The 13,791-nt window shown below is 72.4% G+C and carries 12 protein-coding genes; 7 read left to right on the plus strand and 5 right to left on the minus strand.

The genetic code is table 11. The features are described 5' to 3' along the window. The first annotated feature begins 38 nt into the window (after positions 1-38). The 3 genes from cmk (at position 39) to der (ending at position 2,944) form a co-directional block, all read left to right on the plus strand. A complete protein-coding gene (cmk, locus tag ABD350_RS23545; protein ID WP_344350266.1) occupies positions 39-734 on the plus strand; it encodes a (d)CMP kinase in 696 nt (231 codons plus the stop codon). 62 nt (positions 735-796) lie between these two features. Further along, positions 797-1,384: a lysophospholipid acyltransferase family protein gene (locus ABD350_RS23550; RefSeq protein WP_382466807.1), complete on the plus strand. Its 588-nt coding sequence runs from the start codon at positions 797-799 to the stop codon at positions 1,382-1,384. A gap of 78 nt (positions 1,385-1,462) precedes the next feature. Then, positions 1,463-2,944: a ribosome biogenesis GTPase Der gene (gene der / locus ABD350_RS23555; RefSeq protein ID WP_344350268.1), complete on the plus strand. Its 1,482-nt coding sequence runs from the start codon at positions 1,463-1,465 to the stop codon at positions 2,942-2,944. A gap of 64 nt (positions 2,945-3,008) precedes the next feature. Here the strand turns inward: der and ABD350_RS23560 are convergent, their stop codons facing one another. Both ABD350_RS23560 and ABD350_RS23565 read right to left on the minus strand, forming a co-directional pair. Next, entirely contained in the window at positions 3,009-3,404 is a 396-nt protein-coding gene (locus ABD350_RS23560; protein ID WP_344350270.1) for a hypothetical protein, read from the minus strand. A gap of 91 nt (positions 3,405-3,495) precedes the next feature. After that, complete coding sequence (locus tag ABD350_RS23565; RefSeq protein ID WP_344350271.1) at positions 3,496-4,287, minus strand: hypothetical protein; 792 nt, start codon at positions 4,285-4,287, stop codon at positions 3,496-3,498. Positions 4,288-4,832: 545 nt separating this feature from the next. On the opposite strand from ABD350_RS23565, the gene ABD350_RS23570 reads away from it, so the two are divergent. Then, on the plus strand, positions 4,833-5,555 hold the full coding sequence (locus ABD350_RS23570) for a transglycosylase family protein (RefSeq protein WP_344350272.1): 723 nt from the start codon (positions 4,833-4,835) through the stop codon (positions 5,553-5,555). A gap of 73 nt (positions 5,556-5,628) precedes the next feature. Here the strand turns inward: ABD350_RS23570 and ctaD are convergent, their stop codons facing one another. Further along, the gene (gene ctaD, locus ABD350_RS23575) at positions 5,629-7,314 is read right to left on the minus strand and encodes an aa3-type cytochrome oxidase subunit I (protein ID WP_344350273.1); all 1,686 of its coding nucleotides are present in this window, start codon (positions 7,312-7,314) and stop codon (positions 5,629-5,631) included. A 424-nt stretch (positions 7,315-7,738) separates the two neighbouring features. Here ctaD and ABD350_RS23580 point away from each other — a divergent pair, with 424 nt between their 5' ends. Further along, entirely contained in the window at positions 7,739-7,954 is a 216-nt protein-coding gene (locus ABD350_RS23580; RefSeq protein WP_344350274.1) for an I78 family peptidase inhibitor, read from the plus strand. Positions 7,955-8,074: 120 nt separating this feature from the next. Here ABD350_RS23580 and ABD350_RS23585 read toward each other — a convergent pair whose 3' ends face one another. Both ABD350_RS23585 and ABD350_RS23590 read right to left on the minus strand, forming a co-directional pair. After that, a complete protein-coding gene (locus ABD350_RS23585; protein WP_344350275.1) occupies positions 8,075-9,100 on the minus strand; it encodes a phosphatase PAP2 family protein in 1,026 nt (341 codons plus the stop codon). Positions 9,101-9,338: 238 nt separating this feature from the next. Further along, the gene (locus ABD350_RS23590) at positions 9,339-10,571 is read right to left on the minus strand and encodes a mannosyltransferase family protein (RefSeq protein ID WP_344350276.1); all 1,233 of its coding nucleotides are present in this window, start codon (positions 10,569-10,571) and stop codon (positions 9,339-9,341) included. 259 nt (positions 10,572-10,830) lie between these two features. Between ABD350_RS23590 and ABD350_RS23595 the strand changes: the two genes are divergently transcribed. Together ABD350_RS23595 and ABD350_RS23600 are read left to right on the plus strand one after the other, a co-directional pair. Then, a complete protein-coding gene (locus ABD350_RS23595; protein ID WP_344350277.1) occupies positions 10,831-12,453 on the plus strand; it encodes an MFS transporter in 1,623 nt (540 codons plus the stop codon). Positions 12,454-12,573: 120 nt separating this feature from the next. Then, positions 12,574-13,764: an acyl-CoA dehydrogenase family protein gene (locus tag ABD350_RS23600; RefSeq protein ID WP_344350278.1), complete on the plus strand. Its 1,191-nt coding sequence runs from the start codon at positions 12,574-12,576 to the stop codon at positions 13,762-13,764. Positions 13,765-13,791: the final 27 nt, after the last annotated feature.

Consider the following 13,791-nt stretch of genomic DNA (forward strand, 5'->3'; position numbering starts at 1 on the left):
CGCCCCCCGCCCGCACCGCACCAGGAAGGTGTCCCCCCGTGGAAAACGGCGCCGCCCCGACCGCCAGGCCCGTGATCGTCGCGATCGACGGTCCCTCCGGCACGGGCAAGTCGAGCACGTCGAAGGCCGTCGCCGCGCAGCTCGGCCTCAGCTACCTGGACACCGGCGCCCAGTACCGGGCGATCACCTGGTGGATGGTGACCAACGGCATCGACCTGGAGGACCCGACCGCCATCGCCGCCGTCGCCGGCAAGCCGGAGATCGTCTCCGGCACCGACCCGGCCGCCCCGGCCATCACGGTCGACGGCGTGGACGTGTCCGGCCCGATCCGCACCCAGGAGGTCACCTCCAAGGTCAGCGCGGTCAGCGCGGTGCCCGAGGTGCGCACCCGGATCACCGAGCTCCAGCGCTCGCTGGCCGCCGCCGCGGAGCACGGCATCGTCGTGGAGGGCCGGGACATCGGTACGACCGTCCTGCCGGACGCCGACCTGAAGATCTTCCTCACCGCCTCCCCGGAGGCCCGCGCGGCCCGCCGCAGCGGCGAGCTGAAGGGCGCCGACGTCCACGCCACCCGCGAGGCCCTGATCAAGCGGGACGCGGCCGACTCCAGCCGCAAGACCTCGCCGCTCGCCAAGGCCGACGACGCCGTCGAGGTGGACACCACCGAGCTGACCCTCGCCGAGGTCATCGAGTGCGTCGTCACCCTGGTCGAGGAGAAGCGGGCCGGGAAGTGACGCTCGCGCCGGTGCCCTCGGAGCGGGGCGCGGAGATCGGCCGGCGCATCGGCGTCGGGCTGATGTACGGCCTGTGGCGGCCTCGGGTGCTCGGCGCCTGGAAGGTGCCGGCCGCCGGCCCCGTTATTCTCGCCGTGAACCACTCCCACAACATCGACGGACCGATGGTGATGGGCGTGGCCCCCCGCCCCACGCACTTCCTGATCAAGAAGGAGGCCTTCGTCGGCCCCCTGGACCCCTTCCTGACCGGCATCGGCCAGCTGAAGGTGGACCGCGCCACGGCCGACCGGGGCGCGATCTCCCAGGCCCTCGGCGTGCTGGCGGACGGGGGAGTGCTGGGCATCTTCCCGGAGGGCACCCGGGGTGAGGGCGACTTCGCCGCGCTGCGCGCCGGGCTCGCCTACTTCGCACTCCGCAGCGGGGCGCCGATCGTGCCCGTGGCCGTCCTGGGAAGCGCCGAGCGGCCCGGACGGTTGATCAAGGCACTGCCTCCGCTGCGCTCCCGCGTCGACGTGGTCTTCGGCGACCCGTTCGAGGCGGGTGACGGAAGCGGACGGCGGACGCGCGCGGCGCTGGACGCGGCCACCGCGCGGATCCGGAAACAGCTCACCAGCCACCTGGAAAACGCCAGGCGCCTGACCGGGCGCTAGGCGACACTTGAGTAGTGGATCAGCCCCCACCGGGCCGGCCCACCGATCACCACCAATGAACGACGAGGTACGGACTTCATGAACGACGACATCCAGCCCGACGGCTCGGCCGAGCACGAGTACGAGCACGGGGCTCTCGGCGACGCCGAGTACGCGGAGTTCATGGAGCTCGCCGCGGAAGAGGGCTTCGACATCGAGGACGTCGAGGGCGCCATCGAGGCGGCGGGCCACGGTCCGCTGCCCGTGCTCGCCGTCGTCGGCCGCCCCAATGTCGGCAAGTCGACCCTGGTCAACCGGATGATCGGCCGTCGCGAGGCGGTCGTGGAGGACCGGCCGGGCGTCACCCGCGACCGTGTCACCTACGAGGCCGAGTGGGCCGGCCGCCGCTTCAAGGTGGTCGACACCGGCGGCTGGGAGCAGGACGTCCTCGGCATCGACGCCTCCGTGGCGGCCCAGGCCGAGTACGCGATCGAGGCGGCCGACGCGGTCGTCTTCGTCGTGGACGCCAAGGTCGGCGCGACCGACACCGACGAGGCGGTCGTCCGGCTGCTGCGCAAGGCCGGCAAGCCGGTCGTGCTGTGCGCCAACAAGGTCGACGGCCCGAGCGGCGAGGCCGACGCCGCCTATCTGTGGAACCTCGGCCTCGGCGAGCCCCACCCGGTCTCGGCACTGCACGGCCGGGGCACCGGCGACATGCTCGACGCCGTCCTGGAGGCGCTGCCGGACGCGCCCGAGCAGTCCTTCGGCACCGCGATCGGCGGCCCCCGCCGGATCGCCCTGATCGGCCGCCCGAACGTCGGCAAGTCCTCGCTGCTGAACAAGGTCGCCGGCGAGGAGCGCGTCGTCGTCAACGAGCTGGCGGGCACCACCCGCGACCCGGTGGACGAGATCATCGAACTCGGCGGCAAGACCTGGAAGTTCGTGGACACCGCCGGCATCCGCAAGCGGGTCCACCTCCAGCAGGGCGCCGACTACTACGCCTCCCTGCGCACGGCGGCCGCGGTGGAGAAGGCGGAGGTCGCGGTCATCCTGCTCGACGCCTCCGAGAACATCTCCGTGCAGGACCAGCGGATCGTCACCATGGCCGTGGAGGCGGGCCGCGCGATCGTCCTCGCCTTCAACAAGTGGGACACCCTGGACGAGGAGCGCCGTTACTACCTGGAGCGGGAGATCGAGACCGAGCTGGGCCAGGTCGCCTGGGCGCCCCGGGTGAACGTCTCGGCGCGCACCGGCCGCCACATGGAGAAGCTGGTCCCGGCGATCGAGACCGCCCTGGCCGGCTGGGAGACGCGTGTTCCCACCGGTCGCCTGAACGCCTTCCTCGGCGAGCTGGTCTCGGCCCACCCGCACCCGATCCGGGGCGGCAAGCAGCCGCGCATCCTGTTCGGTACCCAGGCCGGCACCAAGCCCCCGCGGTTCGTGCTCTTCGCCTCCGGCTTCATCGAGGCGGGCTACCGGCGCTTCATCGAGCGCCGGCTGCGCGAGGAGTTCGGCTTCGAGGGCACCCCGATCCACATCTCGGTGCGGGTGCGCGAGAAGCGCGGCGCGAAGAAGAAGTAGCAGCGGTACGACACGACGGGCGGCCCCTGGTTCTCCAGGGGCCGCCCGTCGTGTGCGGGGTCTGTCACGCGCCGCGGCGCTGCCCCGGCGGCAGTGCGGCGGCCGGGACGTACGGCGCCCCGGAGTCCTGCTGCCGGCCGAGCGTGCCGACCCGCTGCCACTGCGACTGCTGCCGGGCGCTGTAGGCCCCCGCGCTGTAGGCGCTGTAGGAGCTGCTGAACGTCCCCGCCCGGTGGCCGCCGTATCTGCTGCTGCCGTCCGGGAAGTCCCCGAAGGCGCTGAACCTCAGTTCCTCCTCACCGCTGCGGTCCCCCGGCAGCGTGCGGAAGGTCTTGACCCACTCCGCGTAGAGCGTGTCGTAGATCGGCGTGGCCGACGGTCCACCGGAAGGGTCCTGCGCCGTTCGGGCGGACGGCACGGAGGAGAAGGACCGGCGGGGCGGTGTGTCATATGCGTGCACGTATGTCCAAACGACCGGGGCCCCGAAGAGATGCGGTCGTACGACTCCCCGGGGGCGCGGGGCGGTGGGCTCCCTGCTTGTGGAGCGGACCTCACGTACCGGCGAGCGGAAGCGCGGCGGCGACCAGCTTCCCCTGCGCGGCGGCCCTGTCCAGCGCCTCCCGCAGCAGATCCTCCCGCGGCTGCCGCCCGATGGACCCCACCGGCGCCGCGAACATCAGCACCTGCTGGTGCTTGTTCGCGGCGGCCCGCCAGCCGTCGGTCACCTGGAGCGGCTGATGCGCCTGCCACCAGGCCACCGGCCGGCCCCCGTCGCTGCCCGGCTGGAGCACCGCGTGCAGCTGCCCCACGGCCAGCAGCACGGACCAGCCGTGCAGCACCTCGGGGACGGAGGCCAGCTCGGTCACCGGTGTGAAGCCCTGCTCGATCAGCAGCGGGAGGAAGTCGTCGCCGGGCCCGTCCGTGCCCGGCCGGACGATCGGGGAGGTGGGCTCGACCACGAGCGCGGGGTGCAACTCGCCGTCGACCAGGACCAGTCCGCTGGTCACGCCGAGCACCGCCTGCTCGGGCGCGACCCGCGGCGGCTCACCGTCGGCCGGTTCGCCGCCGACGGCGCCGATGGACCGGACGGCGCCCCGCAATTGCTCCTCCGTGACCTGCACGACCTGCGAGGGCAGGCAGCCGGCGTGGGCGAAGGCGAGGACGGCGGTCTCGTCGCCGACGAACAGAACGGTGCTGGTGCGCTCCTGCTCGGAGTCGCCCGGGGTGCGACAGGACGTGCAGTCGTAACTGCCCGGGGCGTACTCTCCGGCGAGCAGCCGTTCGGCTTCTTCGTCGCCGATCTCGGCGCGTACGGCGTCACTGACGTCGAGCATGCGCGGCACGGGTGGCTCCCTCGGGATGCGGTGCTGATGTCCGGCCGGGTGGCTCCCGGCCCATGAGCCCCGGGGTTGCGGGCTCATGAAGAAGACAACGGACGTTCTGTGGTGGGAGTCACGCCCCGGGGCGGACCGGTTCGCACCTTCCTCCAGGCATGGTCACCTTGGGTGCGGAATCAGCCACACACAGTCAAGTTCTTATGGGAAAAGGGGACTTGAAAGGGTGAGGTGGGTCACAGATCATCACGGGTGGTGGTGGGAATATCCGGAAATCACTGCATGTAGTGGGTGGCCGGAAATCGCCGCTACCTTCGGTAACCGGCAACTGGCCTGGCACGACGGCGAGTTGGTTGATTCCCGCCGCTCCTCCTCCCTAGATTCCTCCGCCGTGTGCAACGAGCACCGCTCGGGTACGTCCGCCGTCCGGCGTCAGGCAGAGCACGATCGCCGACACCGGCCGCGGCGGACGGGGCGGGCGCGAGGGACCGCGGTCGTGCGGGGTTCCGGCGCGTTCCGCCCGGGGGAGCCCGGGTCCGTGGAGAGGGAACCATATGTCCGAGTGTGCCGATACCACCCGCCGCCCCACCCGTTCCGAGGGCACCCGCAGGGGCCGCACCGCGGCCACCGTCGCGGGAGCCGCCCTGCTGGCCCCGCTGGGCCTGCTGGCCGCGACCGGCAACGCCGCCGCGGCCGACAACGGGGTGTGGGACCGCATCGCCCGGTGCGAGAGCGGCGGCAACTGGCACATCAACACCGGCAACGGCTACTACGGCGGGCTGCAGTTCTCCGCCGGCACCTGGCGCGCGTACGGCGGCACCGCCTACGCCCCGACGGCCGACCAGGCCTCCAGAAGCGCGCAGATCGCCGTCGCCACCCGGGTCCAGCAGGCCCAGGGCTGGGGCGCCTGGCCGGTCTGCTCCGCCCGGGCCGGAGCCTCCGGCGCGGCCCCGGCGGCCGCCCGTACCGGCTCCTCCGGCACGGCGTCCCACGGCGGCGGCGCGACGACGAAGTCCGCCCCCTCGAAGCCCGCCCCCTCGAAGCCCGCCCCCTCGAAGTCCGCTCCTTCGAATTCCGTGCCCTCCCGGTCCGCCCCGGCGAAGGCGCCGGTGCGGACGGCGACCGGCACCGGTGACTACACGGTCCGCGAGGGCGACACCCTGAGCACCATCGCCGCCCGGCACGGCAGTACCTGGCAGCGGATCTACGCCGCCAACCGGGCCGTCATCGGCGACGACCCCGACATGATCGTGCCCGGTCAGCGCCTCGAGCTCTGAGCGCCGGACACGGTGTGACGTACGGCCGCCGCCCCAGCCGGGGACGGCGGCCGTCCGCGTGCCGCGCCCGGCCTCACGGGGATTCGGCCTGATGCCCCTTCGGCTCGGGCTGCGGAGCCTGGCCCGCGTACTCCGGGTGGTGCAGGTCGAAGGCCGGGGACTCGCTGCGGACGCGGGGCAGGGTGACGAAGTTGTGCCGGGGCGGCGGGCAGGAGGTCGCCCACTCCAGCGAGCGGCCGTAGCCCCAGGGATCGTCGGCGTGGACCTTCTCGCCGTACATGGCGGTCTTCCAGACGTTGTACAGGAACGGCAGCGTGGACAGGCCGAGCAGGAAGGAGCCGATCGACGAGACCGTGTTCAGCGCGGTGAAGCCGTCGGCCGCCAGATAGTCGGCGTACCGGCGGGGCATGCCCTCGGCGCCCAGCCAGTGCTGCACCAGGAAGGTGGTGTGGAAGCCGGTGAAGAGGGTCCAGAACTGGATCTTCCCCAGCCGCTCGTCCAGCATCTTGCCGGTGAACTTCGGCCACCAGAAGAAGAAGCCGCCGAAGACCGCGAAGACGACCGTGCCGAAGACGACGTAGTGGAAGTGGGCGACGACGAAGTACGAGTCCGTGACGTGGAAGTCCAGCGGCGGGGAGGCCAGGATCACCCCCGTCAGACCGCCGAACAGGAACGTCACCAGGAAGCCCATCGCCCACAGCATCGGCGTCTCGAAGGACAGCGAGCCCTTGATCATCGTGCCGGTCCAGTTGAAGAACTTCACCCCCGTCGGCACCGCGATCAGGAACGACAGCAGGGAGAAGAACGGCAGCAGCACCGCGCCGGTGGCGAACATGTGGTGCGCCCACACCACCATCGACAGCCCGGTGATCGCCATCGTGGCGCCGACCAGCGTCAGATAGCCGAAGACCGGCTTGCGGCTGAACACCGGAATGATCTCCGTGATGATCCCGAAGAACGGCAGCGCGATGATGTAGACCTCGGGATGCCCGAAGAACCAGAACAGGTGCTGCCACAGCAGCGCCCCGCCGTTCGGTGCCTGGAACACCTGCGAGCCCAGCCGCCGGTCCGACTCCAGCACCAGCAGCGCCGCCGCCAGCACCGGGAACGCCATCAGGATCAGGATCGACGTGAACAGCGTGTTCCAGGTGAAGATGGGCATCCGGAACATCGTCATGCCGGGCGCCCGCATCCCGATGATCGTGGCGACGAAGTTGACCGCGCCCAGGATCGTCCCGAAGCCGGACAGCGCCAGGCCCATGATCCACAGGTCCGGGCCGATCCCGGGGGAGTGATGGGCGTCGTTGAGCGGCGCGTAGGCGAACCAGCCGAAGGCGGCCGGCCCGTCCGGCACCAGCAGCGAGCCCAGCACGATCAGCCCGCCGAAGGCGAACAGCCAGTACGACAGCATGTTCAGCCGGGGGAAGGCCACGTCCGGGGCGCCGATCTGCAACGGCATCAGCTCGTTGGCGAAGCCCGCGAAGCTCGGGGTCGCGAACAGCAGCAGCATGATCGTGCCGTGCAGTGTGAACAACTGGTTGAACTGGTTGTTGTCCATCAGTTGCAGCCCCGGCCGGGCGAGTTCCGCGCGCATCAGCAGCGCCATGATCCCGCCGGCCAGGAAGAACCCGAACGCCGTGATCAGATACAGATGACCGATCTTCTTGTGGTCGGTGGTGGAGAGCCAGTCCACCACCACCCGGCCGGCCCGGTGGCGCTCCGCCGGACGTGCCCTCACCCCTGCGGTCTGGGTCCCCATCGCTCGCTCGCCCCTTCGCATCGTCGCGCCCGGGCCCGCCTGCCGGTCGTTTCCGGCCCGCGGACGCGTACCCGCGAGCGGCCGTCCCGATGCCCGCCGGGCCGTGCACCGGGGCGGGGCGCGGCCCGGCGGCCGTGCGGATCCGTGAATTTCTCATGTGGCGTCAGCTGCCGTGGCACCGCACCGGATTGCGCGGGGAATCGCGTCCCGGGTCCGCTCCGGTCCCCACTGCGGCACTTTCCGCCGGGGAATTCGAAGGGGCCGTCCGACACGCGTGAATTCTGTTCGATTACCCCGGTAAGCCGAACGGAAACCCCCGCACGTGTGACGGACTTCGGACAAAACCCGAGTCCGGAAGCTGTGATGGAGATGTGACCGGGGCGGCCGCTTCTCCTGTGCGGCCGGGCCCGGCTAGCGTGACCGTATGGCACCCATTCCCACGGAGCCGGCGGAGCCCCAGGACCATCCGGACGGGTACGTCGGCCTGGACGCGGCACACGCCGAACGGCTCGCCCGGCGGCGCGGCTGGACCACGGTACGGTCGCTGCCGCCGGACGCGATCATCACCATGGAGTACCGGCCCGGACGGCTGAACTTCGAGGTACGGGACGGCCGGGTGAGCCGGGCCTGGAGGGGGTGACCCGACGCCGGTACGGCGAAGGCCCCGCTCCGGGAACGGGAGCGGGGCCTTCGCCGTCGGCGCGGGGAAGTGGGGAGGCGGGGAGGTGGTGCGTACCGGACCCCGTCGCCCGACTCCGCGTCAGCCGCCCGTCAGGGGGCGGGCCGGCTGGGTCGTACCGCGGGGGAGGCGGTCGGCGCCCGCCGGGCGCCGGCTGCCCACCGAGGCGACCGGGGTGCGTTCCGCACGGGTGGTGTGCGGGCCCGGCGCCAGGTGCGCCAGGCCCGGGGAGGCCCGGGTCGGGGAGACCGGCTCGCGGGCCGGGGCCGGCTGCTGCGCCGGGGTGCCGAGCGGCCTGAGCACGACCGGTGCCACCGGGACGGCGGGCCCGGCCGAGGGCCGGCCGCGGCGGGCGCGCCAGCGGTCGCGCAGGTCGAACAGCCACAGTTCGACCTTGGCGATCAGCGGTTCGAACCAGGGCAGTGCGAGCAGGATCAGCAGGCCGGCGGCCCAGCCCAGCAACACGTCGCTCAGCCAGTGCGTACCGAGGTAGACGGTGGTGAGGCCGACGCCGAGCGAGGTGACCGCGGAGAGGGCCGACAGCCAGCGGCGCGCTCTCGGGGTGGAGGCCAGATAGGCCAGGATGCCCCAGGTGACGACCGCGTTGGCGGTGTGGCCGCTGGGGAATATATCGCCGCCCAGGCCCATCTCGTTCGAGCCGATCGCGGTGGCGTAGTGCGGGCCGAGCCGTCCCATGCCGATCTTGGCGGCGCCGACGGTGACGTTCAGCAGCAGCAGCGAGGTGGCGAGGGTGAGCAGCGGGCGCAGGGTGTGCTGCCGCCAGGAGCGCCAGCCGAGCCACGCCGCGACCATCACGGCGGTGGGGCCGCGCTGGCCCAGCACCACGTAGTAGTCGAGGAACGCGTGGATCTCCGGCCACTGCTGGTACGGCCGGAAGAACATGACCTGCCAGTCCAGCCGGACGAGCCAGGAGGTGGTCACGACGGCCCACACGATCGCCAGGTAGAAGGCCAGGGTCGCGGAGAACAGCACGACCCGGTGCCGGCTCATCCGCGGCATATCGATGTGGGCCGGTCGTTCCGGCTCCCGGTCCAGTCTGGCGAACACCCGGTCCAGACGCCGGGTGAGGTTTCGTTCGGTACGCACCCAATCGACGTTACAGCGAGTGAGCGGTGTTCCCGGTCGAAACTGCGGCTTTGTGATGACGATGTGATGTGGGAAACCTCTCAAGGGCAGCCAGAATTCCCGTGATTCCGCAATCCGGAGAGGCCGATCGGGTCAATTCCTTTGATCAGGACGGGTGTTGTTTATATGGCGCTTATGAATGCGTTAACCCGGTCCTGGCGTGGAATTCTCCCGGACGTCATCGGGCCGTCGGTGCCGGTCACGGCGGCCCGGAGCCGTTCAGCCAGAACGCCCCGTAGACCGCCGCCGCGACCGCCGGACCGACCGTGACCAGGGCCGCACGGGAGGGGCGCGACCGGGCCAGGGCGCGGGCGAGCGGCAGCAGCACGGGGAAGGCGGGCATCAGCAGCCGTGGCTTGGAACCGAAGTAGCTCGACGCGCACAGGGCGAGGGCGAGGACGACGCCCGTGTACACCAGCAGCGCGGCCGGCTGGCGCTGGCGCACGCCGGCGACGTAGAGCCGGATCAGCAGGGCCACCCCGGCGATCAGGCCGACGCCCGCGAGCGCCGACGGGAACGACGTGAACCTGCCGGCCACGAAGCGGGCGAAGGCGTAGCCGCCGTCGAAGCCGTTGCGCCATCCGGCCTGGACGTCCAGATAGCCGAGCGGGCCCGCGCCGGTGCGGTGCCCGACCCACAGGACGTACCCGGCGGCCCCGAGCGGAGCGAGCAGCATGCCGAGCGCGCGACGCCGGGCGGGGTCACCGGACGCGGACGCGCGCAACGGCGCCGCCCCCGGCGCACCGGGGGCGTGTGTCTCGGGGTGCGCGCCCGGCGCACGCTGCGCGCTACGCGCTCGCACGAACGAGATCACGCCCGCCGTCCACACCGCGGCGACCACCGCCGCCCCCACCGGCCGGGTCAGCCCCGCCAGCGCCGCGAGCAGACCCGCGCTCACCCACCGCCCGGTCAGCACCGCGTACAGGGACCAGGCCGCCAGCGCCGTGAACAGCGACTCGCTGTACGCCATCGACTGCACGATCCCGACCGGCAGCACCGCCCACAGCAGCACCGCGAAGAAACCGGCCCGGGCGCCGTGCAGCCGGTCCGCGACGGCGAAGATCCCGGCCGCGGCGGCGAGCGAGGCGAGCAGGCCGACCACGAACCCGGCGTCCGCGTACGACAGCGGGGTAAGGGTGTGCAGCAGCCGCTCCAGCCAGGGCAGCAGCGGGAAGAACGCCAGGTTGGAGTGGACGTCCCCGTTCGGCAGCCGCACCTCGTAGCCGTAGCCCAGTTCGGCGACCCGCGTGTACCACAGCGCGTCCCAGCGCGCGGTCAGCAGCGTGTACGCGCTCTTGCCGCGCGCGGCGCTCCACCCCGCCAGCACCACCAGCCCCAGGGCGCGGACCGCCGCATAGCCCAGCAGGGCCGGGGCCGCCCGGCGCAGGAGAGGGGCGCGGGCCGGGATCCCGCGCGTTTCAAGATCGCTCACAGGCTCGATTATCGACCGGACCGCGCACGGGACCGGCCGCCGGGTCACGGTCAAGGGGCGGCGACGTGCGGTACGCCACACGGGTTGCCTCGCGCGTGTGAGAGGTCCGCCACGTGACCGCACGGCCGCCTCGCGTACGCTGACGAGTCACTCGCGTGGGTTCGCGCGGGCCGGGGACACCGCTCGCTCCGGCCGTACGACAGGGAGTCCCCACCCCGTCGGTCCGCCCCGCGCGAGGGATCATCTGGGAGGTACGTACATGTCCGGGACGACCACGGCCGCCGTAGGGCGGCATCGTCGGGCGGCCGGGGCCGGTGCCGACCGGTGGGTCGTCCTCGTCGTCCTGTGCGCGAGCCTGCTGCTCGTCGCCCTCGACGCCACCGTGCTGCACGTGGCGGTCCCCGCCGTCACCGAGGACCTGCGGCCCGACGCCGTGCAACTGCTGTGGATCGTCGACGTCTACCCGCTGGTCTGCGCCTCGCTGCTGATCCTCTTCGGCACCCTGGGCGACCGGGTCGGCCGCAGACGGGTGCTGCTGCTCGGCTACGGCCTCTTCGGTGTCGCCTCCGCCCTGGCCGCGTTCGCCTGGAGCGCGCCGATGCTCATTCTCGCCCGCGCGCTGCTCGGCGCCGGCGGCGCGATGATCATGCCGGCGACCCTGTCGATCCTCCGCCAGGTCTTCCCCGACCGGCGTGAGCGCGCCCTCGCCATCGGCGTGTGGAGCGCGGTGGCGGCGGTCGGCGCGGCGGTCGGACCCCTGCTCGGCGGCTTTCTGCTGGAGCACTTCCGCTGGGGTTCGGTCTTCCTGGTCAACATCCCGTTGATGCTGGTCAGCCTTCCGGTGGGCCGGATGCTGCTGCCGGAGTCCCGGGGCACGGACGACGGCCCCTGGGATGTGACCGGCGCGCTGCTCGCGGCGGGCGGGCTGTTCGGCGCCGTCCTCGGGGTGAAGCGGCTCGGCGGCGGGGAGGCGGTGGCGAGCCCGGTCACCGTGCTGCCCCTGCTGGCCGGCGCGGCCCTCCTCTTCCTTTTCGTACGGCGCCAGCGGCGGCACCCGCACCCGCTGGTGGAGCTGCGGATGTTCACCCGGCCGGCGTTCGGCACCTCGGTGGGCTGCATCGTGCTGGCCATGCTCGCGCTGGTCGGCCTGGAACTGGTCGCCGCCCAGTACCTGCAACTGGTGCTCGGGCTGTCCCCGCTGCAGACCGGCCTCAGGCTGCTGCCGCTGACCGTCGCGGCGATGGCGGCGGGCCTGGCGGGCGCCCGCGTGCTGCGCCGCTTCGGGCCGCGGCGGATGGTGTGCGCCGGGTTCTGTCTGACGGCCGCCGCGGTGCTGGCCCTGACCGCGATGGGCGGCACCGACGACCCGCCGCTGCTGCTGGCCGGGTTCGTGCTGCTGGGCTTCGGTCTGGAGACCACCCTCTTCGGGGCCTACGAGTCGATGCTGAGCGAGGCCCCGGCCGGCCGGGCCGGTGGCGCGGCGGCGATCGGCGAGACGTCGTACCAGCTCGGTGCGGGCATCGGCATCGCGCTGCTGGGCAGCGTGATGAACGCGGCCTACGCCCCGGGGCTCCGCTCGGTGCCCGGCGTGCCCCGGCCCGCGTCGGACGCGGCGGGCCACTCGCTCGGCGAGGCCTACGAGGTGGCCGGCCGGCTCGGCGGGGGCGCCGGGGCCGCGCTGCGCCGGGCGGCGCGCGACTCCTTCGTGCACGGGCTGCATGTGACGCTGCTGGTGAGCGCGGGGCTGTTGCTGCTGGGCGCGGTGCTGGCGCTGCGGCTGCCGTGGGTGATGCAGTGCGGTGCGGAACCGGACGGCGAGGTGGGGCTGCCGGCGCCCCGGGAGGCGGAGCCGGCCGCCGGAAAGCCGCGCGTCACCGCCTGACCTGCCCCGGTCGGCGTGCGGTCCGCTCTGGACGTGCGGGACGCTCCGCCGTAACGTCGGCCGGAGAGTGGTAACTAGCGCTGCTAGTTTTGTCGCGTTCCCGTTCCCGGAGGGTGTCTCATGTCCGCGTCCGCGAAGCTGCCCCCGTTCGATGCCGCCGACCCGCTCGGCATCGACGACCTGCTGGAACCGGAGGACCTGGCGATCCGGGACACGGTCCGCGGCTGGGCGGCCGACCGTGTCCTGCCCCATGTCGCCGACTGGTACGAGAAGGGCGAGCTGCCCGGCATCCGGGACCTCGCCCGCGAACTGGGCGCCCTCGGCGCGCTCGGCATGTCGCTCACCGGGTACGGCTGCGCGGGCGCGAGCGCCGTGCAGTACGGCCTGGCCTGCCTGGAGCTGGAGGCGGCCGACTCGGGCATCCGGTCGCTGGTCTCCGTGCAGGGCTCCCTGGCGATGTACGCCATCCACCGGTTCGGCAGCGAGGAGCAGAAGCGGCAGTGGCTGCCGCGCATGGCGGCCGGCGAGGTGATCGGCTGCTTCGGGCTGACCGAGCCCGACCACGGCTCCGACCCCGCCTCGATGCGCACCCGCGCCAAGCGGGACGGCGGCGACTGGATCCTCAGCGGCCGCAAGATGTGGATCACCAACGGCTCGGTCGCCGGGGTGGCCGTGGTCTGGGCGGGGACCGAGGAGGGCATCCGCGGCTTCGTCGTGCCCACCGACAGCCCCGGCTTCTCGGCACCGGAGATCAAGCACAAGTGGTCCCTGCGCGCCTCCGTCACCAGCGAACTGGTCCTGGACGACGTACGGCTGCCCGGCAGTGCCGTGCTGCCGGAGGTCACCGGGCTGCGCGGACCGCTCAGCTGTCTCTCGCACGCCCGCTACGGCATCGTGTGGGGCGCGATGGGCGCCGCTCGCAGCAGCTTCGAGGCGGCCCTCGACTACGCCAAGTCACGGGAGCAGTTCGGGCGGCCCATCGGCGGTTTCCAGCTCACCCAGGCCAAGCTCGCCGACATGGCCGTGGAACTGCACAAGGGGATTCTGCTCGCCCACCATCTGGGGCGGCGGATGGACGCCGGGCGGCTGCGTCCGGAACAGGTCAGCTTCGGAAAACTCAACAACGTCCGCGAGGCCATCGAGATCTGCCGTACGGCGCGGACGATCCTCGGTGCCAACGGGATCTCCCTGGAGTACCCGGTGATGCGGCACGCCACCAATCTGGAGTCGGTGCTCACCTACGAGGGCACCGTCGAGATGCACCAGCTGGTGCTGGGCAAGGCGCTCACCGGGCTGGACGCCTTCCGGTGAGCCCCCTGGCGGGGCGGGGCCGTGGGC

It is taken from the genome of Streptomyces nogalater (assembly GCF_039532885.1).
GTDB classification, from domain to species: Bacteria; Actinomycetota; Actinomycetes; order Streptomycetales; family Streptomycetaceae; genus Streptomyces; species Streptomyces nogalater.

Coding starts and splice junctions, on each gene's coding strand:
- ABD350_RS23550 (WP_382466807.1), top strand. CDS start 797: ATGTACGGCCTGTGGCGGCCTCGGGTGCTCGGCGCCTGGAAGGTGCCG.
- der (WP_344350268.1), top strand. CDS start 1,463: ATGAACGACGACATCCAGCCCGACGGCTCGGCCGAGCACGAGTACGAG.
- ABD350_RS23570 (WP_344350272.1), top strand. CDS start 4,833: ATGTCCGAGTGTGCCGATACCACCCGCCGCCCCACCCGTTCCGAGGGC.
- ctaD (WP_344350273.1), bottom strand. CDS start 7,314: ATGGGGACCCAGACCGCAGGGGTGAGGGCACGTCCGGCGGAGCGCCAC.
- ABD350_RS23580 (WP_344350274.1), top strand. CDS start 7,739: ATGGCACCCATTCCCACGGAGCCGGCGGAGCCCCAGGACCATCCGGAC.
- ABD350_RS23595 (WP_344350277.1), top strand. CDS start 10,831: ATGTCCGGGACGACCACGGCCGCCGTAGGGCGGCATCGTCGGGCGGCC.
- ABD350_RS23600 (WP_344350278.1), top strand. CDS start 12,574: ATGTCCGCGTCCGCGAAGCTGCCCCCGTTCGATGCCGCCGACCCGCTC.